The sequence below is a fragment of the Actinocatenispora thailandica genome, assembly GCF_016865425.1.
Lineage (GTDB): Bacteria > Actinomycetota > Actinomycetes > Mycobacteriales > Micromonosporaceae > Actinocatenispora > Actinocatenispora thailandica.
On record NZ_AP023355.1, the window covers coordinates 2,156,669 to 2,178,816 of the forward strand.

The window sequence follows — 22,148 nt, forward strand, 5'->3', positions numbered from 1 at the left end:
CGACGTGAAGAACATGAGGTACGCCGGACATGTCAACCACCGGCGCCGCACATTCGTGGTGACACACATCCCATCCGACGCGTAACCTGCTGGCAACCGCCGTTACCTTGCCGACACTTTCGCCCCGCGATCACCGTCGGTACGCCCGGCGGGCGCCCCGGCCGCCCCGGTGCCGGGAATAGCGGCCGGCCTGAGACGATTGAGCGTCTAGAGGCGGGGTCCGCCCCGCCGCAGCCCGGCAGTCGAGAAGTCCCGGAGGTTGTGGCCACCGTGGCCCAGTACATCTACGTCCTGCGTAAGGCGCGAAAGGCGCACGGTGACAAGGTCATCCTCGATGACGTCACGCTCAGCTTCCTGCCCGGCGCCAAGATCGGTGTGGTCGGCCCGAACGGTGCCGGCAAGTCCACCCTGTTGAAGATCATGGCCGGGCTGGAGCCGCTGTCCAACGGCGACGCCGAGCTGGCGCCGGGCGCCACCGTCGGCATCCTGATGCAGGAGCCGCCGCTGGACGAGGCGAAGACGGTGCTGGGCAACATCGAGGAAGCGGTCGCGGACACCAAGGCGAAGCTCGCCCGGTTCAACGCGATCGCCGAGGAGATGGCGACCAACTACACCGACGAGCTGATGGCCGAGATGGGGGCGCTGCAGGAGCAGCTCGACCACGCCGACGCGTGGGAGCTGGATTCCCGGCTGGAACAGGCGATGGACGCGCTGCGCTGCCCGCCGCCGGACGCGCCGGTCACCGACCTGTCCGGTGGTGAGCGCCGCCGGGTCGCGCTGTGCAAGTTGCTGCTGGAGCAGCCCGACCTGCTGCTGCTGGACGAGCCGACCAACCATCTGGACGCGGAAAGCGTGCAGTGGCTGGAGCAGCACCTGGAGAAGTACCCCGGGTGCGTCATCGCCGTCACGCACGACCGGTACTTCCTCGACCACGTCGCGCAGTGGATCGCCGAGGTCGACCGCGGCCGGGTGCACGGCTACGAGGGCAACTACTCCACCTACCTGGAGAAGAAGGCGGCCCGGCTGAGCGTCGAGGGGCGCAAGGACGCGAAGCTGCGCAAGCGGCTGTCCGACGAGCTGGAGTGGGTGCGCTCCAACGCCCGCGCCCGGCAGACCAAGAGCCGGGCCCGGCTCGGCCGGTACGAGGAGATGGCCGCCGAGGCGGAGAAGACCCGCAAGCTGGACTTCGAGGAGATCCAGATCCCGCCGGGCCCGCGGCTGGGCAACGTCGTGGTCGAGGTCGAGGACCTGCACAAGGGGTTCAAGGTTCCGGGGGACGGCGAGCACACGCTGTTCGACGGGCTGTCGTTCACGCTGCCGCAGAACGGCCTGGTCGGCGTCATCGGCCCCAACGGCGTCGGCAAGACCACGCTGTTCAAGATGCTGGTCGGCGACGAGAAGCCGGACGGTGGCACGATCCGGATCGGCGAGACGGTGCAGGTGTCCTACGTGGACCAGAACCGTGCCGGGATCGCCCCGGACAAGCCGCTGTGGGAGGTCGTCTCCGACGGGCTGGACCACCTGATGGTCGGCAAGGTCGAGATGCCGTCCCGGGCGTACATCGCGGCGTTCGGGTTCAAGGGGCCGGACCAGCAGAAGCCGGCCGGGGTGCTGTCCGGCGGCGAGCGCAACCGGCTCAACCTGGCGCTGACCCTCAAGCAGGGCGGCAACCTGCTGCTGCTCGACGAGCCCACCAACGACCTGGACGTGGAGACGCTCGGTTCGCTGGAGAACGCGTTGCTGGACTTCCCCGGCTGCGCGGTGATCACCAGTCACGACCGGATGTTCCTGGACCGCATCGCCACCCACATCCTGGCCTGGGAGGGCCTGGACGCGGAGGGCCGGCCGCGGTGGTTCTGGTTCGAGGGCAACTACGAGGCGTACGAGAAGAACAAGATCGAACGGCTCGGCCCGGAAGCGGCCCGCCCGCACCGGGTGACCTACCGCAAGCTCACCCGGGACTGAGGGGCCGCGGGGTGCGCGCACGGCATCGGGCGCAGGTGCACTGGTCCGACCCGGACATGCTGGGGCACCTCAACCATGCCCGTTACCTCACGATGTTCGAGGACGCCAGGATGGCGATGCTGGCGTCCTCGCCGGCCGGGTACGCGGGTGCGCCGGGTGGCCGCGGCTTCATCGCCGCGCGGGTCGCGGTCGACTACCTGTCCGCGGTCACCTACCGCCCCGGGCTGCTGCTCGACATCGACACCTGGGTCGCGAAGATCGGTACCAGCTCGTGGACGCTGCTGGCCGAGATGCGCGACGGTGACACGCTGTCCGCGCGGTGCGAGTGCGTGCTGGTCGGCTACGACTACGACGCCGGGCGGTCCCGGCCGCTGGAGCCCGACGAACGGGAGTTCCTGGCGCGCTACGACGAAGCCTGACGCCGGTCGCGGCCCGTGGTGCCCCCCGGCGGTCGCTCGTCCTCCCAGCGCGGCAACGGGCCGTACGGCCGGGGTCCGTACGTGTCCCGGAGGTGACGCCGTCGCGCCCGGTCGAGCCGCACCTGGACCGGGCGCTCGTCGTGGCTGCTCGACCAGTCCCGCACCCGCACGGCACGCAGCGGGTACAGCCGGGTGGGCCACAGCAGGCGCACCGCCTCTTCGGCGACCTCGCGCCGGTCGGCGACCCCGTCGATCTCGATGTCCAGCGCCGGGAAGTCCCAGTTCACCGTGGCCTCCCGCACGTCCCGGCGTTCCTGCAGCGCCGACCGCACCTGATGCAGGATCGTCTGTTCGCGGTCCGCTTCGCCGCGGCCGAAGAGCCGCCGCAGTAGCGCCCGGAGCAGCAGGAAGCACACCGTGACGGGGAGCATGCCGACGACGAAACCGAGCAGCAGGAACCCGACCGCGAACCCCCACTCGCCGGTCACCAGCGCCGCCGCCTCGATTCCCACGACCGCGGTCGTGACGGCGGCGGCCAGCAGCCCGAACAGTGGCTTGACGAGCCAGGTCAGCCACCGGTACCGCGGCAGAGGAATCAGTGCGGAGTTGAGGATCAGCGCGTCGAACAGCATGTCCAGCGGGGTGCGCCGGACCCGTCGCGGCGCCTCGACGAGGTCTGCCACCAGCTCCCGCAACGCCGCCGTGCCGGTGGCCTCGGCGGCGGCGACCAGCCGCCGGTCGTACTCGGTGAGGGTCAGCCGCCCGGTCTGCAGACCACGGGCCAGCGCGCTCGTCGTCTTCGCGCGATCCGCGTCCGACGGGCGCCGATCGGCGCCAGCCAGGTCGCGTACCAACCGGGCCAACTGCGCGGGACTGCTGGCCCGCCGTGCCCGGGTCACCCGATCGGCCTGCTCCCGCGCGTCGAGCTGACCCGCCTGGTAAGCGGCGTCGAGTTCGTCGACCACGGCCGCCCGCGCACGGTCACCGACCCGCTTGGCCAGCCGGTCGGTGATCGTGGTCAGATCGGAGCACCACCGAGCCTGGGCGATCTCCGCGTCCAGGGCCGGCAGCTCCACGGCGCCGACCTTGCCCTCGGCCACCGCCTCGGCCAGCGCGGCCAGCGCGACCTCGCGGTCCGTGTCGCCGGCCAGCAGCGTGTCCGGGGCGCCCGGCCAGCCGGGCAGCCCGGCGAGCAGCTGCGCGAGGTCGGCGTACCGGACCACCTCGGGCACCGCCGCGATGCGCCGCTCGTACTCCCGGGCCGACAGCCGGCCGTCCCGGGAGCCGCGGGCCAGCACCGCGATCGCGGTGTCCCGGTCGGCGGTGCGGACCCGCGCCCGGTCGTCCCATTCCCGTTCACCGCGCCGCACCGGCAGGTCGGTCGTGAGCTCGGCCAGCCCGGCGCGGGTCTCGGCGGTGTCCACGGCACGCAGCCGCCGGTCGTACTCGGCCGCGTCGAGGCGGCCCTCACCCTCGGCGATGCGGAGCACCCGTCGCACCGCGGCGCGATCCTCGTTGCTCGCCCGCAGGTCGCCGTACCCGCCGTCCCGCCACCCCAGCTGCACCGGCTGACAGTAACGTACCTGGTCAACGCCGTTTTGGCGGTTTCGCCGGCGATGGCCGGATCCGGTCGCCCGCCGGTCGTGTGCGCGGCCGAGCGGATAGGGTCGCTCCGGCGGCGAAGGAGGAGGACGCGACGTGGCCCGGTTCGAGTACGAGTGCGCGGTCCGCTGGTCGGACCTGGACGCCTACGGGCACGTGAACAACGCCCGGTTCCTCACCCTGTACGAGGAGGCGCGCGCCGCGCTGATGTTCCTCACCGCGCGTACCGAGGGCATCACGTCGCTGGAGGCCGGTACGGTCATCGCCCGGCACGAGGTCGACTACCTGCGCCCGGTCGACTTCGGCGAGCCGGTACGGATCGAGCTGTGGCTCTCCGAGATCCGCAACGCCTCGTTCCGGGTCTGCTACGAGCTGTTCGACGACGGCCGGCTGGCGTCCCGCGCCACCTCGGTGCTCGTGCCGTACGACCTGGCGGCGGGCCGGCCGCGCCGGCTGTCGGCGGCGGAGCGCGAGTTCCTGTCTCGTTGGCGGGACGCCTGAGGCGCCGCGTCAGGCCACGGCGCGGACGGCGTAGCCGGCGAGGGACGGCTCCAGGAGGGCGAACGCGGTCTCGGCGAGCCGGGTGAGGTCGGCGGCGATCCGGTCGTTGGCGGCGCCGTCCAGGGTGCGGCGCAGCGCCTCGGTGAACAGCACCCGGTGCACGCCGGCCAGCTGTGCCGCGGCGACTCGCGGCACGACGTCGTCGGGTTCGGCCCCGGTCTCGTCGGCGAGCGTCTCGGCGAGCGTGGCCTCCCGGTCCTCGTGGAACTCGCGCAACCGGGCCACCAGGGCCGGGCTGCCGGTGATCAGCCGGGCGAACTCGGCGCCGGCGAAGCCGATCAGCGGGTTCCGCGCGGCCACCGCGGCGAGATAGCCGCGGCGCAGCGCGGCCAGGGCGGACTCGCCGACCTGCCGGTCGCGCACCGTGGCCGCCGGCAGCGTCACGAACTCGTCGTGCGTGTCGAGCGCGAGGTCCTCCTTGCGCGGGAAGTAGTTCGTCACGGTCATCTTGGCGACCTGGGCGGCCTCGGCGATCTCCGCGATCGTGACCCGGTCGAACCCGCGGGCGAGAAACAGCCGGGTGGCCTGGTCGGAGATGGCGGCCCTGGTCTGCTGCTTCTTACGGGCACGCAGACCCACCGGTTCGGCGGTCATGCCGGCACCATACCTGGGTCGAGCCGAAATATGTGCTTGACCAACGTGTAGCTCGCCGTCACCTTCGCGGCCCGCACCGGACGGGCGAAGGTACCCGATCACCCGCGAGTACCCGGTGCCCGGCGCGGGCCCGTACGCACTGTCCGCTGGCCCGCATCCCGTACCGACCGCTGAGGTGCCGCTCGCGGACCGGGCCGGATAGGGTCCAGCCAGGTTGCGGATCGGGGCACCGGGACGATGGTGCCGGTCGGCCGGGAAGGGGTGGCGTGGTGCGGGTGATCGCCGCGGAGTCGGTGCCCGACGCGGGTGCCTACTGCGCCCGGCTGGTGCGGTTGGATCCCGCCGCGCTGGTCCGGCTGCGGCCGGCGGGCGGCGGGCTGGTCGCACTGTGGTCCCGGCTGCCGTTCGCCGTGCTGGTCGGCCGAAGTGTCCGGAGCGAGCTGGCCGACGACGCCACGGTGCGGGCCGCCGACCTGCTCGCCGCGCTGCCCGACGGTGCGCTGCCCGCCCGGTACGACGCGCGGTGGCGCGGTGCGCTCCCCCCGGCGGCGGCCGAACCGGTGGAGCAGGTACCGGCGCCGGAGCTGCGCCGGATCGCCGAGCTCGCCGCCACCACACTGCGCGACTCGACCGGCCGCGGCGTCGGCGAGCGCCGGGTCCGGGACGCCCTGCTCGACCACCCGGGCATCACCCTGGCTTCCGGTACGGTCCGCGCCGGGGTGCCGATGCGGGTGGTGCTGGCGCTGGTACGGATGGGCTTCCTGGCTGACGAACCGGTACGTTTCGGCATCTCGGGACGGTGGCTGTCGGCGCAGGCCCGAAACGGCACGGCGTGGTACCAACGCCCCGGTGGGCTGACGCTCGATCCGGTGAACCACGGTGAGATCACACGCAGTGACGGGTGATCTGTCCAACAGCGACCGCGACGTGCTTGCCGATCGCCGGTAACGTCGGCCGCGGAGCCCCCCAAACCGGCGTCCCACCGGTCGGCTCACCGACAACCAGATCCGATCGTGCCGGCGCCCGAAGATCGTGCGTGCGTACCCGCCGGCGCTCGGACACCTCCCGATAAGCGAGCAGGGGACGACGCGATGCCATGGTGGCGTAGGAGCCAGCGCGACGGTGTTTCTCGAAACGACGGTGCCGAGCAGGTCGCCGACGACAGGGCGTTCGGTCCGGAGGCCTTCGGGCCGATCGATGCGGTGACGGTGCGGCGCCGGGTGCCGGCCGAGCGCACCGGCGTGCACGACCTGATGCCGCTGCTGAAGGCGGCGAGCAGCGGGCCGAGCCCGGTGACCACCGACCGGTTGTCGGCGGCGCTGCGCCGGCTCGACGTGTACTTCCTGACCGACCCCGGTACCGGCAACCTGGTCGCCATGTGGGAGCGGCACGCGGTGATGTTCGCCCTGGAGGGGCCGGACCGCGACATCCTGATGGTCCGCGCCCGGGCGCACGGGACGGTCGCGCCGGAGTGGGCGTCGCAGGCGTTCCCGGCGGTCAACTCGTGGAACCACGACCGGCGCTTCCTCAAGGCGTACCTGGGCGAGCCCGGCGAGTCGGGCCGGCTCCCGCTGTACGCGGAGATGCAGGTGCCGCTGGTTCCGGGCGCGCACGACCAGCTGCTCGACGAGCTGCTCGGCTGCGCGGTGGACGTGGCCGAGGCGTGGGCCGACTGGCTGCACGGCGACGGCGCCGTGCTCTGATTCCGTCGGCGCCGCGCCGGATCCCGCGGCGCCGGATCCCGTCGCGCCGGATCGCGCGGCGCCGGGCCCGCCAGGCAAGCCCGGCCACGCCGGCGGCGAGCTGCGCCAGGCCGGCGACCAGGAGCGTGCCGGTGGTGCCGGCGAGCCCGAGCACCGTGCCGCCGGCGACCAGGCCGACCGACACCGCCCCGTCGTGCACGAAGTCCGCGGCGGCGAACGCGGTGCGGCGCTCCGCGCCGGCCGTCCGGGTACCGATCAGCGCGTCCAGCGCGCCGTTGCCGAGCGGGGCGAGCAGGCCGCCGCCCGCGGCGATCGCGGCGATCAGCGGTACCGAGGCGCCGGCGCCGGCTTCCCCGACGAACATCAGCCCGAGCCCGATCCAGGCGGCGGCCGCCGTCGCGAGCCAGGGCAGCCGGGGCAGCAGCCGCGGGCTGGCCAGCGCGGACAGCACCGAGCTGAGCCCGTAGCCGGTCATCGCGGCCGCGATGAGCGCACCCGGCCGGTGCGCCTCGGCGCCGCGCACCGCCAGGCCCAGCGTGAAGGCGAACCACACCAGGCCGCCGAGGCCGGACATCGCCACCCCGACCGCGATCGACGGGTGCGCCCGCAGCGCCGCGCGCATCGTCGGCCGCTCGACCGCCGCGGCGGCTGCCCCGGTCACGCCGGTGGCGTGGGCGCGCACGGTGGCGAGCAGCGCGGCGCCTGCCGCGACACCGGCGGCCTCGCACCACAGCAGCGGTACCGGACCCCAGGCGCCGACCGCGAGCGCGCCCAGCGCCGGCGCGACCACCATCGAACTGCGGTGCGCGAAGTCCTGCCAGGCCAGCGCCTTCGCCGCGGCGTAGTCGCCGAGTGGCTCGGCGATCTCGGCGAGCAGGCTGCGCTGCGCCGGCCCGGCGAGCGCGGTGCAGCCGCCCGAGACCAGGCCCGTCGCGGCCAGCGCGTACCAGCCGACGTGGCCGGCGATCGCGGCGACCGGCACGATCAGCAGGCCGACCACCTGCCCGGCCAGTACCAGCGCGATCGCCCGGCCGCTGGTGAGGCGCTGCCAGCAGCGCCGGGCCCACCAGGGCGCGGTGACGAGCGGCAGCCCGGCCATCCCGCCGACCAGGCCGGTGGACCAGGCGGAGTGGCTCGCCGCCAGCGCCACCAGCGGCATCGCCACCGCGGTGATCCGCTGGCCCAGCCAGACGACGAACGTGGTGCCCAGCATGATCGTGACATCGCGCCTCGGTACGGACATGGCCTCATCGTCGGTGCCGCCGGCGGTCGCCGGTAGCGGGCTGATGTTGGCCGCGACCCATAGACTCGCGTTATGGCTTCCCGCCCGGACATCGATGACCTGGAGCTGGTCGTGGCCGTCGCCCGGTGCGGCTCGATCGGCGCTGCCGCCCGGTCGGTACGGCTCAGTCAGCCGGCCGCGAGCGCCCGGCTGACCCGGCTGGAGCGGCGGGTCGGGCTGCGGTTGTTCCAACGCGACACCACCGGCGCCCGACCGACCGCGGCCGGCGCCGAACTGGCCCGGCAGGCCGAGCACATCCTCGGCCACCTGGACCGGGTCTTCGCCGCCGCGCAGTCGGCCGACACCGCCCGGCCGATCGTGGTGGGCACGTTCGCCAGCATGGCCGCCGCGCTGTTCCCGGTGCTGGACGCGCTGCTGCCGGACGCCGTGGTCGACCAGCGGGTCGACCACGGCGACCGGCTGATCGAGTGGGTCGCCGAGGGCACCATGGACGCCGCGCTGGTGGCCATCGCCGAGCAGGTCGAGCTGCCGCGTGGCACCCAGTCCCGGTCGGTCGGCGGGGACGAGCTGGTCTGGTTCCGGCCGGCCGGCGTCGCCGGGCCCGGGGCCGGCCGCACGCCGCTGCGGGACCGCGAGGTCGTCTGCTACACGTACGACATGCAGGGCGCCCCGACGCGGCAGCGGCTGACGCTGCTCGGCGCCACGGTGCGACGGGGCGCCTCGGTGCCGACGACGGTGGCGATGGCCCGCCGCCGCGGTCATCTCGCGGTCCTGCCCCGCTCGGCGGTCGCGACCGACCTGCGGCCCGGCGAGGTCATCGACCGGTTGCCGTTCCGAACCCGGCTGCGGCTGTCGCTGGTGACGCGGCGGCCGGGCCATCCGAAGCTGCTCGCGGTGCTGCCGCGGCTGCGTGCCGAGCTCGGGTTGACCTGATCGGGATCCGCCGGGTGGCCCGGCATGTCATGGTGAGGCATGACCGATCACACATATCGGGTGGCCGAGATCGTCGGCACCTCGTCCGAGTCGATGAACCAGGCGATCGACAACGGAATCTCCCGCGCCTGCAGCACCCTGCGGCACGTGGACTGGTTCGAGGTGACCCAGGTACGCGGGCACGTCGAGGACGGCCGGGTGGCGCACTACCAGGTCGGGCTGAAGGTCGGGTTCCGGATCGAGGAGTGATCCGTTCCGGCCGGCATCGCGGTCGCGCCGACCGACATGTTCGATAGGTTCCTTCCGGAGATTTCGTCCCCGGAGGTGAATCCGTGTCCGGTAACAGAATCGGCAGGGTGCTCACCGCGCTCGGCGCGGCGGCCCTTTCCACCGTCCTCGCCGCCGGTGTGGCGCCGGCGGCAGCGACCGCGTCGGGCGGCGTCGGCGCGCCCGGCATCGGCGACCCGTACTACCCCGACTACGGCAACGGCGGCTATCGGATCTCGCACTACGACCTGGATCTGGACTACCGACCCGGCAACGACCACCTGGCCGGCACTGCGACGCTGACCGGCCGGGCGACGCAGTACCTGACCCGGTTCGACCTGGACTTCGCGCTCACCACCGACGCGGTGACGGTGAACGGTCGGCCGGCGCGCTTCGCCCGCAGCGGCGACCACGAGCTGGTGCTGACCCCGGCGCGGCCACTGCACACCGGGCAGCGGATGGTGGTGCGGGTGCGATACCACGGGGTCCCGTCCACGGTGACCGCCGAGGGGTTCACCTCGTGGATGCGCACCGCCGACGGCGCGGTGGCGGCGAACGAGCCGGAGATCTCCTGGTGGTGGTACCCCAGCAACGACCACCCGCTGGACAAGGCGAGCTATGCGATCGACGTGACGGTGCCGACCGGCTACCAGGCGATCAGCAACGGCATCCTGGCCGGCACGCAGCCCGCCGGAAACGGTACGACGCGGTGGCGGTGGCGGGAGAGCCGCCCGATGGCGACCTATCTCGCCGTGCTCGCGGTGGGTCACTACGACCTCGACACCTCGACCGACGCGCGCGGCCGGCCGGTGATCGAGGCGTACGACCAGGGGTTGAGCAAGGATCACGCGCTCTATGCGCGAGCCAGCGTCGGGCTGACCGCGTCGGTGATCGACTGGGAGAGCTCGCTGTTCGGGCCGTACCCGTTCGAGTCGCTGGGCGGGATCGTGCCCAACTACGAGGCGGGTTTCGCGCTGGAGGACCAGACCCGGCCGATGTACGGGCTGGACTTCTTCGAGACCTCCTTCGATCCGTACGTGGTGGTGCACGAGAACGCGCACCAGTGGTTCGGTGACTCGGTCTCGGTGCACCACTGGTCGGACATCTGGCTCAACGAGGGCTTCGCCGGCTACGCCGAGTGGTTGTACTCCGAGCACGTCGGTGCCGGCAGCGCGCTGTCGGTGGCGCTGGCGGACTACGACGCGCACCCGGCCGACGATCCACTGTGGAGCGTCGAGCCCGGCGATCCCGGCGCCAAGCACCAGTTCTCCGACGCGGTGTACGACCGGGGCGCGATGGCGTTGCAGGCGCTGCGCGACGTGGTGGGGGACCGGACGTTCTTCGGCATCCTGCGCGCCTGGGCGGCGACGCACCGGTACGGCAACGGCAGCATCCCGCAGTTCGAGTGGCTGGCCGAGCGGCTGTCCGGGCGCGATCTGTCGCAGCTGTTCGACACTTGGCTGTTCAGCACCGGCAAGCCGCCACGTTCGGTGTTCCACCTGCCGGCGGGCGGCGCGGTGCCGGCCGGCGCGCCGGCCTCGTTGAGCCGGATCCGGCACACCGACGCGCTGCTCGCCGGGCGCTGAGCCGCCGGGGTCGGGACGGCGCCAGCCGTCCCGACCCCGGGCCCGACCTGGCTGCGCGCGGGTCGAAGCGGTCCCGCCAGCGCGGTCAGCCGGCGATCAGTTCGGCGACCGCGCCGTGGTCGTGGAAGTCACGGGACCAGACGATCCTGCCGCCGCGGACCCGCATGACCTGGATGTTGCGCGAGGCCACGGTCCGGTCGCCGGCGGTGAACCGGTAGACCCACTCGCCGACGATCAGCTCGGGGTCGGTGGTCTGGTGCACCTGGACGTCTTCCGCGACGATCTGGAGGCGACCCGCCAGCGGGTTGCCGAAGTGCTCCTTCATCGCGGCGAGTCCCTCGTAACGCAGCGGTTCGGGCCGGGCGAACGGGATCTCGACGACACAGTCCTCGGCGTACAGCTGCCACAGGCCGGCGAGGTCGCCGGTGGTGATGCCGTGCAGCAGGGCCTCGAAGACCTGGCGCGGGGTGGCGGTGTCGGACATGGTGAACTCCTCGGGCGTGGCGACGGTAGAATTCGGAGCGGCCACTCCGTTTCGAGGATACGGAGTGATGGCTCCGTTTGTCCAGCGGGGCACGAGCACGATGGAGGGCGGGCATGAGTGAGCGTGAGCGAGCGAATCGTGGGCGTCGTGCCCCCGTGCCTCATGGCCGGTCGGAGCGCAGCGGAGAGCGGGCATGAGTGAGCGTGAGCGAGCGAATCGTGGGCGTCGTGCCCCCGTGCCTCATGGCCGGTCGGAGCGCAGCGGAGAGCGGGCATGAGTCCCCGTTCGGATGCCGCCCGTAACCGGGCCAGGGTGCTCGACGCCGCTCAGCAGGTGTTCGCCGCCGACGGGCTCGGCGCCTCCACCGAGCAGATCGCGCGCCGGGCCGGGGTCGGCGTCGGTACCGTGTTCCGGCACTTCCCGACCAAGGAGGCGCTGCTGTCCGCGGTGCTCGCCGCCCGGTTGGAGACGCTGGCCGACGACGCCGAGCGGCTCGCCGAGGACCCCGATCCGGGCGCCGCACTGTTCGACTTCCTGGCCCGTACCGTGCAGGCGTCCGGCCTCAAGATCGCCTACGCGGACGCGCTGGAGCGGGCCGGCATCGGTACCGACGAGGTCGTCGCGCCGGTGCGGGAGCGGGTGACGAAGGCGGTCGCCACGCTGCTCGACCGGGCGCAGCGGGCCGGCGCGGTGCGCGAGGACGTCGCGGTCGGGCAGGTCTTCGTGTTCATCCACGGCGCGTCCCGGGCGGTTCCGACGATCACCGACGACGCGCTGCGCGCCGCCACCCTGCGGATGATGTTCGACGGCCTCCGGCCTCGCTGACGTGGATCCGCCGGCCGTCGCCGGCGGATCCACGAGGCGGTCTCCGGGCGGAGGCCGCTTCGACGACGAGCCCAGGAACAGGGTCCCGGCCTGGCTTCGCGGGGTCAGGACAGCGGGAAGGCACCGATCCGGGCGTGGTACTCGTGGCCCATGTGTTCGGTGTCGCTGCCGACCAGCAGGCCGCCAGGATGGCCGGTGCCGGCCGGGTAGGTGCGCAGCACGTCGACGCCGTTGCCGCGGTCGTGGGTGGGGTTCCAGCCGAGCGCCTTGCCGGTGGCCGGGTCGATCGCGCCGATCCCGGGCCGGGACACCGCGCCGGCGCCGGCCGACTTGTCGCCGTACGGGTTGTCCAGCCACTGCTGGTGCCCGCCGACGTAGACCGCGGCGCCGGTGCAGGCCACCGACAGCAGGGTGTTCCCGCCGGTGCGGTTGACCCAGGCCGGGTGGTGCCGGCCGGCGCCGGCCAGCTCGAACTTCGCGGCGGAGTTGCACATCGCCTTCGGCCCCGCCTGGTGCCCGGTGCTGACCACCACGAACGACGACCCGTCCGGGGCGAAGTCGATGTCGCGCAGGTAGCTGTTGTACGCCTCGTTGCACTGCGGCCGGTACGCGTCGGTGTACCAGTTCCGCACCGCACCGGTGCCCGCCGACACCACCGCCAGCTGGTTCCGCGACTGCCCGCCGACCTGCGTGAACGTACCGATGATGCCGAGCGCGCCGGTGCCGGAAAGGGCGAGCCGGCTGACCCGCAGCCGGCCGGAACGCTGCTGCGCGACGGCCGCGTCGAAGCCGGTGTCGACGGCGCCGGTTCGGGTGGACAGCCGGGCCAGTGCCGGCCGCGCGGTGCCGCCGACGGCGCCGAAGGTACCCCCGGCGTACAGTCCGGAGCCGTCCGTGGCGAGAGTGAGGACGGTTCCGGTGTCGATGCCGGCGGTGAATCCGGCTGTCGCGGTCCCGTCGGTGACCGACAGTCGCGCGAGGCCGTGGTGCGCCCCGCCGGCGAGTTCGGTGAACGAGCCACCCACGTACACCGTGCCGTCCGGCCCGGCGGCGAGGGCGCGCACGGTGCCGTTCGGTTGCGGGTCGAAGCTCGCGGAGATCGCGCCGGTGCCGAGCTGGAACGCGAACAGGCCGGACCGGGTCAGCTCGATGTCGCCGTCGGCGCTGCGTACCCGGTGGAAGTCGCCACCGACGATCGCCTCGTCGCCGACCACGGCGACCGCGTACACGGTGCCGTCGAGCACGTTCGGCGTCCAGTCGACCGGGTCGGCGGAGACCACGCTGGACTGGGCGCCGCCGGCGCTGGCTCCCGCGGCCGGTAGCGCGGCGACCAGCAGCGCGGCGAACAGTCCGGCGACGACGGTGGCTCGACGCATCGATGCACCACTCCTCATTGCGATGTGATGATCACGTAGGGTACCCAACGATGCGCGCCGACCGTGGATGCGTACGCTGCTCGCCGTGTTGGCGCTGATCGTGGCGGCCGCGACAGCGCTCGCCGCCTGGCTGTGGCTCGCGGTGGCCCGTGGCGGCTTCTGGCGTACCGACCAGCGGCTGCCGCCGCCCACCGACCCGCCCGAGCGCTGGCCCAGCGTCGTCGCCGTGGTGCCGGCCCGGGACGAGGCGGCGGTGCTCGCCGACAGCCTGCCGAGCCTGCTCGCCCAGCACTATCCGGGCCCGGCGCGGGTGCTGGTGGTGGACGACAACTCCACCGACGGCACCGCCGAGCTGGCCGCGAAACTCGCCGCCGCGCCGACCGCCCGGCTGCCGCTACGGGTACTGGCGCCGGGGGAACCGGCGGCCGGCTGGACCGGCAAGCTGTGGGCGCTGCGCGCCGGTGTCGCCGCCGCGACCGCCCGCACCGAGCCCGGCGCCGGCGCCGAGTACCTGCTGCTGACCGATGCGGACATCGCGCATCGGCCGGGTGCTCTGACCGCGCTGGTCGCCGCCGCCGAAGGGCACCGGCTCGACCTGGTGTCGCAGATGGCCCGGCTGCGGACCGTCTCGGCCGCCGAGCGGCTGGTGGTCCCGGCGTTCGTCTACTTCTTCGCGCTGCTCTACCCGTTCCGCTGGGTGAACCGGCCGTCCGCGCGGACCGCCGCCGCGGCCGGCGGCTGCACCCTGGTACGGGCGGACGCGCTCGCCGCCGCCGGCGGAGTGACGGCGATCCGCGGCGCGGTCATCGACGACGTGTCGCTGGCCCGCGGCGTGGCCCGAGCCGGCGGCCGGATCTGGCTCGGGCTGGCCGACGGCACCGACTCGGTACGGCCGTACCCCACGCTGCGCTCGCTGTGGCGGATGGTGGCCCGCAGCGCGTACGCCCAGCTGCGGCACGACCTTGCGCTGCTCGCCGGTACCGTGCTCGGCCTGCTGCTGCTGTTCGCGGTGCCGGTGGTCGCCACCGTGGTCGGTGCGGTCTCCGCGCACTGGCTGCCTGCCGGGCTCGGCGCCGCGGCCTGGCTGCTGCAGGCGGCGACGTACCTGCCGATGCTGCGCTACTACCGGCAGCCGGCGGTCGCCGCGCTGCTGCTGCCGGCCACCGGCCTGCTGTACGCGGCGATGACCGTCGAGTCCGCCGTCGCGCACTACCGTGGCCGCGGCGCCGCGTGGAAGGGCCGTACCTACGGCTGACCGGCACGGTACCGCCAAGCGGCTCCCCGCCGACGTCGTCGCGTCCGACCAGCACCGCGCGGCGGGCCGCCGACCATGGCGGTGCCGACCGGCCCCGCACCGATCCTGGGGGTCGAGCGCGCGCCGGTCCGGCCGGGTCGGCCGGCCGCGCGTGACGCCGGGGCCGTCTGCCGGCGCTGTCGGGCGGATCGTGCGGTGGCTGTCGGTGCCGACCGCTACGGTGTGGCGAGCCGGCGGGGAAAGGACCTCCGATGGACGAGACCGTGGCCTTCATCCGGCGCAACGCCAGGCCGCTGGAGCTGTTGCTGTTCGAGCACTCCCGCGGCCAGGACCGGCGCGTCCAGGTCCTGACGGTGCTCGCGGCGTACCAGAACGAGGACGGTGGGTTCGGCTGGGCGATCGAGCCGGACAACTTCTCACCGCACTCGACCCCGATCGGCACCTGGCGGGCCACCACCGTGCTGCGCGAGATCGACTGCTACGACCGGAACGTGCCGCTGGTCGGCAAAGCCGTCGACCACTTGCTCGCCACCCGCCGTCCGGACGGTCGCTGGAACGCCACCGATCCGTCCACGAACGCGTACCCGCACGCGCCGTGGTGGCAGGACACCGGCCCCGAGGACCGGGTGTGGGGGATCAACCCGACGGCGTCGCTGCTCGGCTTCCTGCTGCGGGCCGGCCTGCCGGTCGCCGACGACGCCACCACCCTGATCGAGCGGTACGTGGCGGGCGGGCCGGTGACGATGACCGAGCTGCCTTGCGCGTTGGACCTGTACGACGACCTGCGCGCGCTCGGCGCCGAGGCGCCGGCCGGGTTCGCCGCGCGGCTGGCGGCCGACGTGGCGGCGCTGCTGGAGCGCGATCCGGCCCGGTGGAGCGAATACGTGGTGCGACCGTCGTCGCTGTTCGCCCGGGGCCGCGACGAGTTCGCCGCGCCGTACGCCGAGCTGATCGCCGCTGAGCAGGACCAGCTGCGGCGCACCGTGAACCCGGACGGCAGCTGGGAGCCGAACTGGCAGTGGGACGCCCACCCGCAGGAGTGGGCGATCGCACGGAACTGGTGGAAGGCCATCCTGGCCCGGGAGTACCTCGATTTCCTGTCCCGCTGAGACGTCCCGCACCGCCGCACCGAGGTGTCAGAGCGGGCGGCGGCGTTTCAGACAACCGGCCAGCTGGTCGTACCCGCCACCCGGGTCGGCGAACAGCACGGTGGTGCGCGCCGCTTCCGGCCACGGCCGGTCGACGGCCCCTCACCCGGTGATCACGCGGTGAGCAGCCGCAGCGTGGTCCAGGCGCCGACATGGATCCGATCGCCGTCGTGCAGCGGCACCGGGTGGTTCGCCGCGATCGGCTGGTCGGAGTCGTTGAGGTAGGTGCCGTTCGCGGAATCCAGGTCGACCACCGACCAGCCGTCGGCGCCGCGCACCAACATCGCGTGCGAGCGGGACACGCCCGGATCCTCGGGCGGGCCGGTCAGGTCGATCTGCGGTTCGATGCCGCGAGACCGGCTGGCCCGGCCGACCAGCACCTGATCGTGCTGCAGCGCGAACTGCCGCTCCGGGGCGAACTTCGGGAACTCCATGTGGTCCGCGTCCGGCCCGTTCATCGCCAGCACCCGCAGGTGGTAGTCGTGGTCGGCGCGCACCGCGAGGCGCCAGCGCGTCCCCGCCGGCGCATCGCCCGCCGTACTGGGGTGGCCGGCACCGCCCTCGCCGTCCCCGGCGGCGCCCTTGCCCTCCGCGACGTCGCCGGCGGCGGTACCCGCGCCGCCGGTGCCGGCGTCCTGCCCGCCGGCTGGACCGGTGTCGTTCGCACCCGCACCGGCACCGGTCGGGTGGGCGCCGCCGTTCCCGGCGTTCGGGCCGGCCGCGGCCCCGCCGCCGGCCGTGTCGCCGGCGTCGGTACCGCCGGAGCCGGCACCGCCACCGGCCTCCCCGCTGCCGGCACCGCCGCCACCGGCCTGCCCGCTGCCGGAATCGCCGGTAGCGGCGGCCGGCTGGTCGCCACGCAGGTCGGCCGCGACGAAGTCGTACCCGTCCACCTCGCAGAACCGCCCGGTGCGCGTCGCGCCGCACTGCGGGCAGGTCTGCGGGGCCGGCGCCGCCGACGCCTCGGTCGCCACCGCGGTCGCCCCGGCGGACGCCGCGGCACCACCGATCGCCGCACCACACTCGTCGCAGTAGTCGGCGTCGGTCGAGTTGTGTCCGTTCGGGCAGATCGGCATGTGCATGCAGCCTTTCGAATCCGTACCGGCCGGTCGTGCCGGCGCCGCCACCGGGCGACCGCCGTCAGGACCGCTTGACCCGGATCGTCTTGGTGGATCGGACGTTGGTCAGCTCGGCGTCCAGCGACGACGCGTCCCGGCGCAGCCGGACCGTACCGGTCGCCGCGTCCTCGACGTCGACCACCCGACGCAGCAGCTTCGCGGTCTGCTCGTGCCCGGACTCGTCGGCCAGCTGCACCGCCCGGCCGAGCTTCGCGGTCGCGGTGGCGTCGTCGCCGGACTCTCGTGCCTCCAGGCCCTGCTGGATCACCTCGGCCAGCTCCGCCTGCCCGGTGTAGTGCGCCACCCGGTCGTTGATCTGGGTGGACAGCGCGTCGTCCTCGGTCCACCGGGCGAGCACCAGCGACTGCGCGATCACGTTGTCGTCGGAGACCAGGCTGACCCGGGCGGCGAGCCGCTCCTCGCCGAGCGTGCCCGGCGGCACCTGCACCGAGACGTGGTAGTCGCGGCTCTCCGCGCCCCAGGCGCCGGTCGGGTATTCGCCGATCCGGTCGCTCACCGGGACCCGGCGCCCGGTCAGCTCCTCCACCTGCGGGAAGACCTGCTTGACGAACCTGATCGTGGACCCGGCCGGGGTCCACAACCGCAGCTTCACGTCCGCGACCGACTTGCCCATCGCCTGCTCGGTCATCGCCCGGAACGCGGCCGGCAGCTCGGCCGGCTCCTCCAGCCCGTCCGCGCTGCCCAACAGGGCGGACGCGATGGTGCGCAGCTCGCTGGCCGCCCAGTCCTCGCCGACCCCGCGGCAGTCGCAGCTGAACCGGCCCTCGCACTCGGCCAGCACCTGCCGAAGCGCCTCCGGCGTCTCGTGCTGGTTTCGCCCGTCGGTGAGCATGATGCCGTGCTTGACCTGCGCCGGAACGTCGGCGAACAGCCTGTTCGCCAGCGCCAGCCAGCTGCCCATCGCGGTCCCGCCGCTCGGGGTCAGGCCGGAGATGGCCCGCTTCGCCGCCGCCCGGGTCTCGGCCGAGGCGGCGACCATGCCGTGGCTCGGGTAGACCTGCTCGGCCCGGCTGCGGCCGGCGATCACCGCGAACAGCACGCCGTCGCGCAGCGTGTCGACCGCGACGCCAGTGGCCTTGATCGCCTCCATCATCCGGCTGCGCGGGTAACCCATCGAACCCGAGCAGTCGATCATGATGGCCTCGGCCGCGCTCGGCGTACCGGTCGGAGCCGGCGCCGCGCCGCCCTCGCCGGCGGTCACCGTGATCACCGCGTCGACGGTCTCCGCGCCAGCGGCGAGATAGGGGTTCTGGTACACCTCGGCGGTGAAGCCGGACTGCGGGCTCACTGAGCGCTCCCTTCGGCCGGTGCCGCCGGCGGGTACGGCACGACCACGACGGTGATGTTGTCGACGCCGCCGGCGTCCAGCGCCAGCTGGGTCAGCTGGCGGGCCACCGCGAGGGGTGGCCCGGTCGGGGTGGCCGACGCCAACGCCTCCGGCGCCGAACGGTAGCGGGACAGCCCGTCGCTGCACACGATCAGCCGTCCCGGACCCTCCGGCGTGAACGTCAGCACCTTCGGCGGGCCGTCGTCGGCGTCGACCCCGATCCAGCGCACCAGCGCACCCGAGTGCGGCTGGGCGCGGGCCTCGTCGGCGGGCATCCCGGACGCGATCAGCTCGTTCGCCAGCGAGTCGTCCACCGTCAGCTGGCGCGGCACGGCGCCGTCGGGCAGCCAGTACGCCCGGCTGTCGCCGACCCAACCGACGGTGATCGCGCCGGCTGCCACCACCGCGGCGACGAAGGTACAGCTCGGCGGGTTGCCCTGGTCCGGCCCGGCGACCGCGGCGACGGCCTCCCGGGCGGCGTGCACCGACCGGCCGATCGCCCGCTCGGGATGCGAACCCTCGGTCAGCGCGGTCCGCAGCACCGGCAACGCGGCGTCGACCGCGGCATGCGAGGCGGCGTCGCCGCGCGACGACGAGGACACCCCATCGCACACCGCGACCAGCGCGGTGCCCGGCAGGCCACCGAGAGCGAAGGCGTCCTCGTTGCGCTCGTGCCGGTGCCCGATGTCGCTCACCCCGGCGACCAGGCCGAGGTCGAACTCGCTGTGGTCCGGGCCGGTCGGCCCGCGCTGGCCGCACTGCTCGCAGTACCCGTCCGGGGTGAACGCGGTGTGCCCACACGCCTCGCACCGTTGCGGCGCGGTGGACGACGACACCCACTCGACCGCGAGTTGTGGCGCCGGTACGCCGTGCAGCGGCGTGCCGCACGCCTCGCAGAACCGGAACCCGGCGGACGCGGGCGCCCCGCAGGCCGGGCAGTCGATCGTCGGCGCCATGGCCGGATTGCCTACCACGTGTCCTCCTAGACGAGCGTCCTCGGCCGGACCGCGTTCGCGCGGTCGACCAGCGCGTAGCGCGCGAGCGGGGTGCGTTCCAGACTGGCCAGGGCACGGTAGCCGGCCTCCAGGCCGAGCCGCAGCTCGCGCTCCACCAGCCGCCGACCGAGCACGGTGCCCGAGGCCTGCCGCGGCGGACGCCCGGGCGTGCTGCGAGGTGCGGCGTCGGCCGGCACACCCAGCCACTCCAACGCCGCGACGAAGACCTCCACCGACAGCTGCGCGTGCGTACCGGTGTCCAGCCCGAGCTTCTCCAGCCGGGCCGCGGCGTCGACCAGGTCGGTCTCGGCCCACGCGCCGGCGGTCCGGTCCAGGCGGGCCCGGATCGCGGCGATCTGCGCCCGGGTGTGCCGGCTGGACGAGTCCGGCACCTCGTCCAGCACCGCGATCGCGCCCTGCCGGTCGCGGGCGGCGAGCAGCAGCCGGGACACCCCGAACGCGGCGCTGACGTACCCGTGGTCGACCCGCCAGACCCGGGCGTACCGGGCCAGTGCCAGGTCGGTGTGACCGGACAGCTCCGCGGCCACCGCCTCGGCCAGCAGCGCCGCCGGCTCGCCCGGCAGCGCCGCCGCCACCGCCTCGAACGCGCCGAGCGCCTCCCGGGGCGCCCCGGCGGCGAGGCCGAGCAGACCACGATGCCAACCGTGCCGCCAGTCCGCGTCCGGGGTGTCCAGCCGGCGCAACTCGGCTTGGGCCGCCGGCACGTCACCGGTCTCGATCAGCGCCCGGATCACCCGGTACGCCACCTCGACGGTGCGCGCCGGCGCCTGCCGCATCGCCTGGATCGCCTCGGCCGGCGCGGCGGCGTCGACGGTGGCGAGGAACGCCGCCGCCGGGTCGGCCGGATCCACCAGCGGCAGCGGGAGCGCGGCCACCACTTCCCGCCCGTCCAGCCGGGCGCCACCGGCAGCCGCCGGGCTGGTGGACACGTCGCCGGCGCCGGTCCCGAACGGCTGGCGCTCCGCGGTGAACAGCGTCGACATCGACGGTCGGGGTATCCCGTCCGCTGCCGACAGCACCTCCCGCAGCACGCCGAGCAACTGGTCGGCCATCTCCGCCGCGGAGGCGAACCGCCGCTCCGGCTCCGGGTGGGTGGCCCGGACCAGCAGCCGGTGGAACGACGGCTCCTGCGCGAACAGCGGGATCTCGGCCGGCGACGGCAGCGAGGTGGCGTACCTGCTGGAGAAGCCGGTGAAGGTGAAACTGAGCACCGCCAGCGCCCGGCCCACCGTGTACAGGTCGGACTCCACCGACGGGCCGCGGGTGGCCACGTCCGGGGCCTGATAGCCCGGGGTGCCGTAGATGGCGCCGTCCGGATCGTCCAGCCGGCGCACCGCACCCAGGTCGATCAGTTTCAGCTGCTCCTCGGCCTGGATCACGTTGTCCGGCTTGAAGTCGCAGAACACCAGCCCGCGACCGTGCAGGTAGCCCAGCGCCGGCAGCACCTCCAGCCCGTACGCGAGGACCTGCGGCAGCGGCAGCGGGGCGCGCTGCCCGGCGGCGTCGCGGTGATCCAGCGCCAGGTCCTTCAGCGACTGGCCGCCCACGTACTCCATCACGATGTAGCCGATCAGCTCACCGGTCTTGGGGTCCGGGTGCCGGGCGAAGTCGTGGATCTTGACGATGTTCGGGTGGTCGACCTCCACCAGGAACCGCCGCTCGGCGACCGCGGACTCCATCGCGTCCGGGTCGCCGGTGTTGATCAGGCCCTTGAGCACCACCCAGCGGTCCGCGCCGCCCTCCGACACGTGCCGGTCGCGGGCCAGGTAGATCCAGCCGAGCCCGCCGTAGGCCAGGCAGCCGAGGATCTCGTACCGGTTGTCGACCACCTCGCCGGCGGACAGGCCCGGGAGGAACGAGAACTCGGTACCGCACTGCGGGCAGAACCCCTCGGCCCGACCCGGCTGGCCATCCCGCGAGCGGCCGACCGGCTGGTCGCACTTGCCGCAGTAGCGGCGCGACTCCGACACCTTCGGGTCGGCCATCACGGCGGTGGTCGGATCGCGCAGCGGCACCGGCGGTACCTCGACCAGGCCGGCACCCAGCCCACCGCGCGCGGTGGCCCGGCTGCGGCTGCTGCGGGTACCGGTGCCGGAGGCGCCGCCGAGGCCGGCTCCGGTGCGACCGGAGAAACCGGCGGTCGCACCGGTCGGCCGCCAACCGCCGGTCATCGCGCCGGTCGGCACGCTCGGGTCGCCCGGCAACGGCGGCGACACCGGAGCTCCGGGCAGCCCGCCACCTGCGGCCGGTGGCCCGGAGGTCGGACGTGCCGGGCCGGGCACCGAGGCCGGGGGAGCGGCGGCCTTCGATCCGCACTGGTCGCAGTAGCCGTCCGGGGCGTAGTGGCCGGCGCAGCCCGGCTGCTGGCAGCTCGCGCCGGCCGGCCAACCGGTCGGCGCGGCAGCACCGGGACCGCCGGCGCCCGGGACGGTCCCGGCGGCCGGCGGCGCGCCAACGGACGGCGCCGGGTTGCGCTGGCTCGGCGGCCGGGCGGCGGCCTTCGACCCGCACTGGTCGCAGTAGCCGTCCGGGGCGTACTGGCCGGAGCAGCCCGGCTGCTGGCACGGCGCGGCACTCGTGCGGGCCCCTTCGCCGGTACCGGCACCAGGCACGAAGGCGCCCTCCCCAGGATTCGCCCGCTGGCGCTCGCTCATGGCCTGTCCTCCATCGTCGGGGCGCCGACGAGACGCCGAGCCGTGCGATGC

19 protein-coding genes are annotated in these 22,148 nt (G+C 74.0%); 11 read left to right on the forward strand and 8 right to left on the reverse strand.

What is annotated here, in order from left to right:
• The first annotated feature begins 270 nt into the window (after positions 1-270).
• Both ettA and Athai_RS09560 read left to right on the forward strand, forming a co-directional pair.
• Positions 271-1,965: an energy-dependent translational throttle protein EttA gene (ettA, locus tag Athai_RS09555; protein WP_203961171.1), complete on the forward strand. Its 1,695-nt coding sequence runs from the start codon at positions 271-273 to the stop codon at positions 1,963-1,965.
• Positions 1,966-1,976: 11 nt separating this feature from the next.
• Positions 1,977-2,384 (forward strand): acyl-CoA thioesterase, encoded by a 408-nt coding sequence (locus tag Athai_RS09560; protein ID WP_203961172.1) that lies wholly within the window; start codon positions 1,977-1,979, stop codon positions 2,382-2,384.
• Here the strand turns inward: Athai_RS09560 and Athai_RS09565 are convergent.
• Positions 2,369-3,949, reverse strand: coding sequence for a DUF1707 domain-containing protein (locus tag Athai_RS09565; RefSeq protein WP_203961173.1), 1,581 nt, complete (start codon positions 3,947-3,949; stop codon positions 2,369-2,371). The two genes, Athai_RS09560 and Athai_RS09565, sit on opposite strands and share 16 nt — an antisense overlap.
• A gap of 133 nt (positions 3,950-4,082) precedes the next feature.
• Here Athai_RS09565 and Athai_RS09570 point away from each other — a divergent pair, with 133 nt between their 5' ends.
• Positions 4,083-4,487: an acyl-CoA thioesterase gene (locus Athai_RS09570; RefSeq protein ID WP_203961174.1), complete on the forward strand. Its 405-nt coding sequence runs from the start codon at positions 4,083-4,085 to the stop codon at positions 4,485-4,487.
• 9 nt (positions 4,488-4,496) lie between these two features.
• Here Athai_RS09570 and Athai_RS09575 read toward each other — a convergent pair whose 3' ends face one another.
• The gene (locus tag Athai_RS09575) at positions 4,497-5,141 is read right to left on the reverse strand and encodes a TetR family transcriptional regulator (protein WP_203961175.1); all 645 of its coding nucleotides are present in this window, start codon (positions 5,139-5,141) and stop codon (positions 4,497-4,499) included.
• 266 nt (positions 5,142-5,407) lie between these two features.
• On the opposite strand from Athai_RS09575, the gene Athai_RS09580 reads away from it, so the two are divergent.
• From Athai_RS09580 to Athai_RS09600, 5 genes are all read left to right on the forward strand, one after another.
• Positions 5,408-6,046: a DUF8185 domain-containing protein gene (locus Athai_RS09580; RefSeq protein ID WP_203961176.1), complete on the forward strand. Its 639-nt coding sequence runs from the start codon at positions 5,408-5,410 to the stop codon at positions 6,044-6,046.
• Between the two features lie 186 nt (positions 6,047-6,232).
• On the forward strand, positions 6,233-6,844 hold the full coding sequence (locus Athai_RS09585) for a type III secretion system chaperone family protein (protein ID WP_203961177.1): 612 nt from the start codon (positions 6,233-6,235) through the stop codon (positions 6,842-6,844).
• A gap of 1,315 nt (positions 6,845-8,159) precedes the next feature.
• A complete protein-coding gene (locus Athai_RS09590) occupies positions 8,160-9,020 on the forward strand; it encodes a LysR family transcriptional regulator (protein ID WP_203961178.1) in 861 nt (286 codons plus the stop codon).
• 39 nt (positions 9,021-9,059) lie between these two features.
• Positions 9,060-9,269 carry a dodecin gene (locus Athai_RS09595; RefSeq protein WP_203961179.1) on the forward strand — a complete coding sequence of 70 codons (210 nt, stop codon included), beginning with the start codon at positions 9,060-9,062 and terminating at the stop codon, positions 9,267-9,269.
• Positions 9,270-9,352: 83 nt separating this feature from the next.
• Positions 9,353-10,873, forward strand: coding sequence for a M1 family metallopeptidase (locus Athai_RS09600; RefSeq protein ID WP_239156831.1), 1,521 nt, complete (start codon positions 9,353-9,355; stop codon positions 10,871-10,873).
• Positions 10,874-10,958: 85 nt separating this feature from the next.
• Here the strand turns inward: Athai_RS09600 and Athai_RS09605 are convergent, their stop codons facing one another.
• The gene (locus tag Athai_RS09605) at positions 10,959-11,357 is read right to left on the reverse strand and encodes a nuclear transport factor 2 family protein (RefSeq protein WP_203961180.1); all 399 of its coding nucleotides are present in this window, start codon (positions 11,355-11,357) and stop codon (positions 10,959-10,961) included.
• A 273-nt stretch (positions 11,358-11,630) separates the two neighbouring features.
• On the opposite strand from Athai_RS09605, the gene Athai_RS09610 reads away from it, so the two are divergent.
• Positions 11,631-12,182: a TetR/AcrR family transcriptional regulator gene (locus Athai_RS09610; RefSeq protein WP_203961181.1), complete on the forward strand. Its 552-nt coding sequence runs from the start codon at positions 11,631-11,633 to the stop codon at positions 12,180-12,182.
• Between the two features lie 104 nt (positions 12,183-12,286).
• Here Athai_RS09610 and Athai_RS09615 read toward each other — a convergent pair whose 3' ends face one another.
• Positions 12,287-13,558, reverse strand: a complete 1,272-nt coding sequence (locus Athai_RS09615) for an NHL repeat-containing protein (RefSeq protein WP_203961182.1) — start codon at positions 13,556-13,558, stop codon at positions 12,287-12,289.
• Positions 13,559-13,643: 85 nt separating this feature from the next.
• Between Athai_RS09615 and Athai_RS09620 the strand changes: the two genes are divergently transcribed.
• Entirely contained in the window at positions 13,644-14,813 is a 1,170-nt protein-coding gene (locus Athai_RS09620) for a glycosyltransferase (RefSeq protein WP_239156832.1), read from the forward strand.
• A 251-nt stretch (positions 14,814-15,064) separates the two neighbouring features.
• Entirely contained in the window at positions 15,065-15,922 is an 858-nt protein-coding gene (locus tag Athai_RS09625; protein ID WP_203961183.1) for a hypothetical protein, read from the forward strand.
• Between the two features lie 152 nt (positions 15,923-16,074).
• Here Athai_RS09625 and Athai_RS09630 read toward each other — a convergent pair whose 3' ends face one another.
• From Athai_RS09630 to Athai_RS09645, 4 genes are read right to left on the reverse strand one after another with little or no spacing between them, the layout of a single operon-like run.
• Positions 16,075-17,043 (reverse strand): FHA domain-containing protein, encoded by a 969-nt coding sequence (locus Athai_RS09630; protein ID WP_203961184.1) that lies wholly within the window; start codon positions 17,041-17,043, stop codon positions 16,075-16,077.
• Positions 17,044-17,101: 58 nt separating this feature from the next.
• Positions 17,102-18,388: a VWA domain-containing protein gene (locus tag Athai_RS09635; RefSeq protein ID WP_203961185.1), complete on the reverse strand. Its 1,287-nt coding sequence runs from the start codon at positions 18,386-18,388 to the stop codon at positions 17,102-17,104.
• Positions 18,385-19,383, reverse strand: coding sequence for a PP2C family protein-serine/threonine phosphatase (locus tag Athai_RS09640; protein WP_203961186.1), 999 nt, complete (start codon positions 19,381-19,383; stop codon positions 18,385-18,387). The genes Athai_RS09635 and Athai_RS09640 overlap by 4 nt, the downstream gene beginning before the upstream one ends.
• 26 nt (positions 19,384-19,409) lie before the next feature.
• On the reverse strand, positions 19,410-22,097 hold the full coding sequence (locus tag Athai_RS09645; RefSeq protein WP_203961187.1) for a serine/threonine-protein kinase: 2,688 nt from the start codon (positions 22,095-22,097) through the stop codon (positions 19,410-19,412).
• Positions 22,098-22,148 lie beyond the last annotated feature (51 nt).

What these genes read in the sequence shown, in the direction of transcription:
- Athai_RS09630 (WP_203961184.1), bottom strand. Translation starts at nt 17,043, where the DNA reads ATGCACATGCCGATCTGCCCGAACGGACACAACTCGACCGACGCCGAC.
- Athai_RS09595 (WP_203961179.1), top strand. Translation starts at nt 9,060, where the DNA reads ATGACCGATCACACATATCGGGTGGCCGAGATCGTCGGCACCTCGTCC.
- Athai_RS09605 (WP_203961180.1), bottom strand. Translation starts at nt 11,357, where the DNA reads ATGTCCGACACCGCCACCCCGCGCCAGGTCTTCGAGGCCCTGCTGCAC.
- Athai_RS09585 (WP_203961177.1), top strand. Translation starts at nt 6,233, where the DNA reads ATGCCATGGTGGCGTAGGAGCCAGCGCGACGGTGTTTCTCGAAACGAC.
- Athai_RS09590 (WP_203961178.1), top strand. Translation starts at nt 8,160, where the DNA reads ATGGCTTCCCGCCCGGACATCGATGACCTGGAGCTGGTCGTGGCCGTC.
- Athai_RS09610 (WP_203961181.1), top strand. Translation starts at nt 11,631, where the DNA reads ATGAGTCCCCGTTCGGATGCCGCCCGTAACCGGGCCAGGGTGCTCGAC.
- Athai_RS09640 (WP_203961186.1), bottom strand. Translation starts at nt 19,383, where the DNA reads ATGGCGCCGACGATCGACTGCCCGGCCTGCGGGGCGCCCGCGTCCGCC.
- Athai_RS09615 (WP_203961182.1), bottom strand. Translation starts at nt 13,558, where the DNA reads ATGCGTCGAGCCACCGTCGTCGCCGGACTGTTCGCCGCGCTGCTGGTC.
- Athai_RS09625 (WP_203961183.1), top strand. Translation starts at nt 15,065, where the DNA reads ATGGACGAGACCGTGGCCTTCATCCGGCGCAACGCCAGGCCGCTGGAG.
- Athai_RS09645 (WP_203961187.1), bottom strand. Translation starts at nt 22,097, where the DNA reads ATGAGCGAGCGCCAGCGGGCGAATCCTGGGGAGGGCGCCTTCGTGCCT.
- Athai_RS09575 (WP_203961175.1), bottom strand. Translation starts at nt 5,141, where the DNA reads ATGACCGCCGAACCGGTGGGTCTGCGTGCCCGTAAGAAGCAGCAGACC.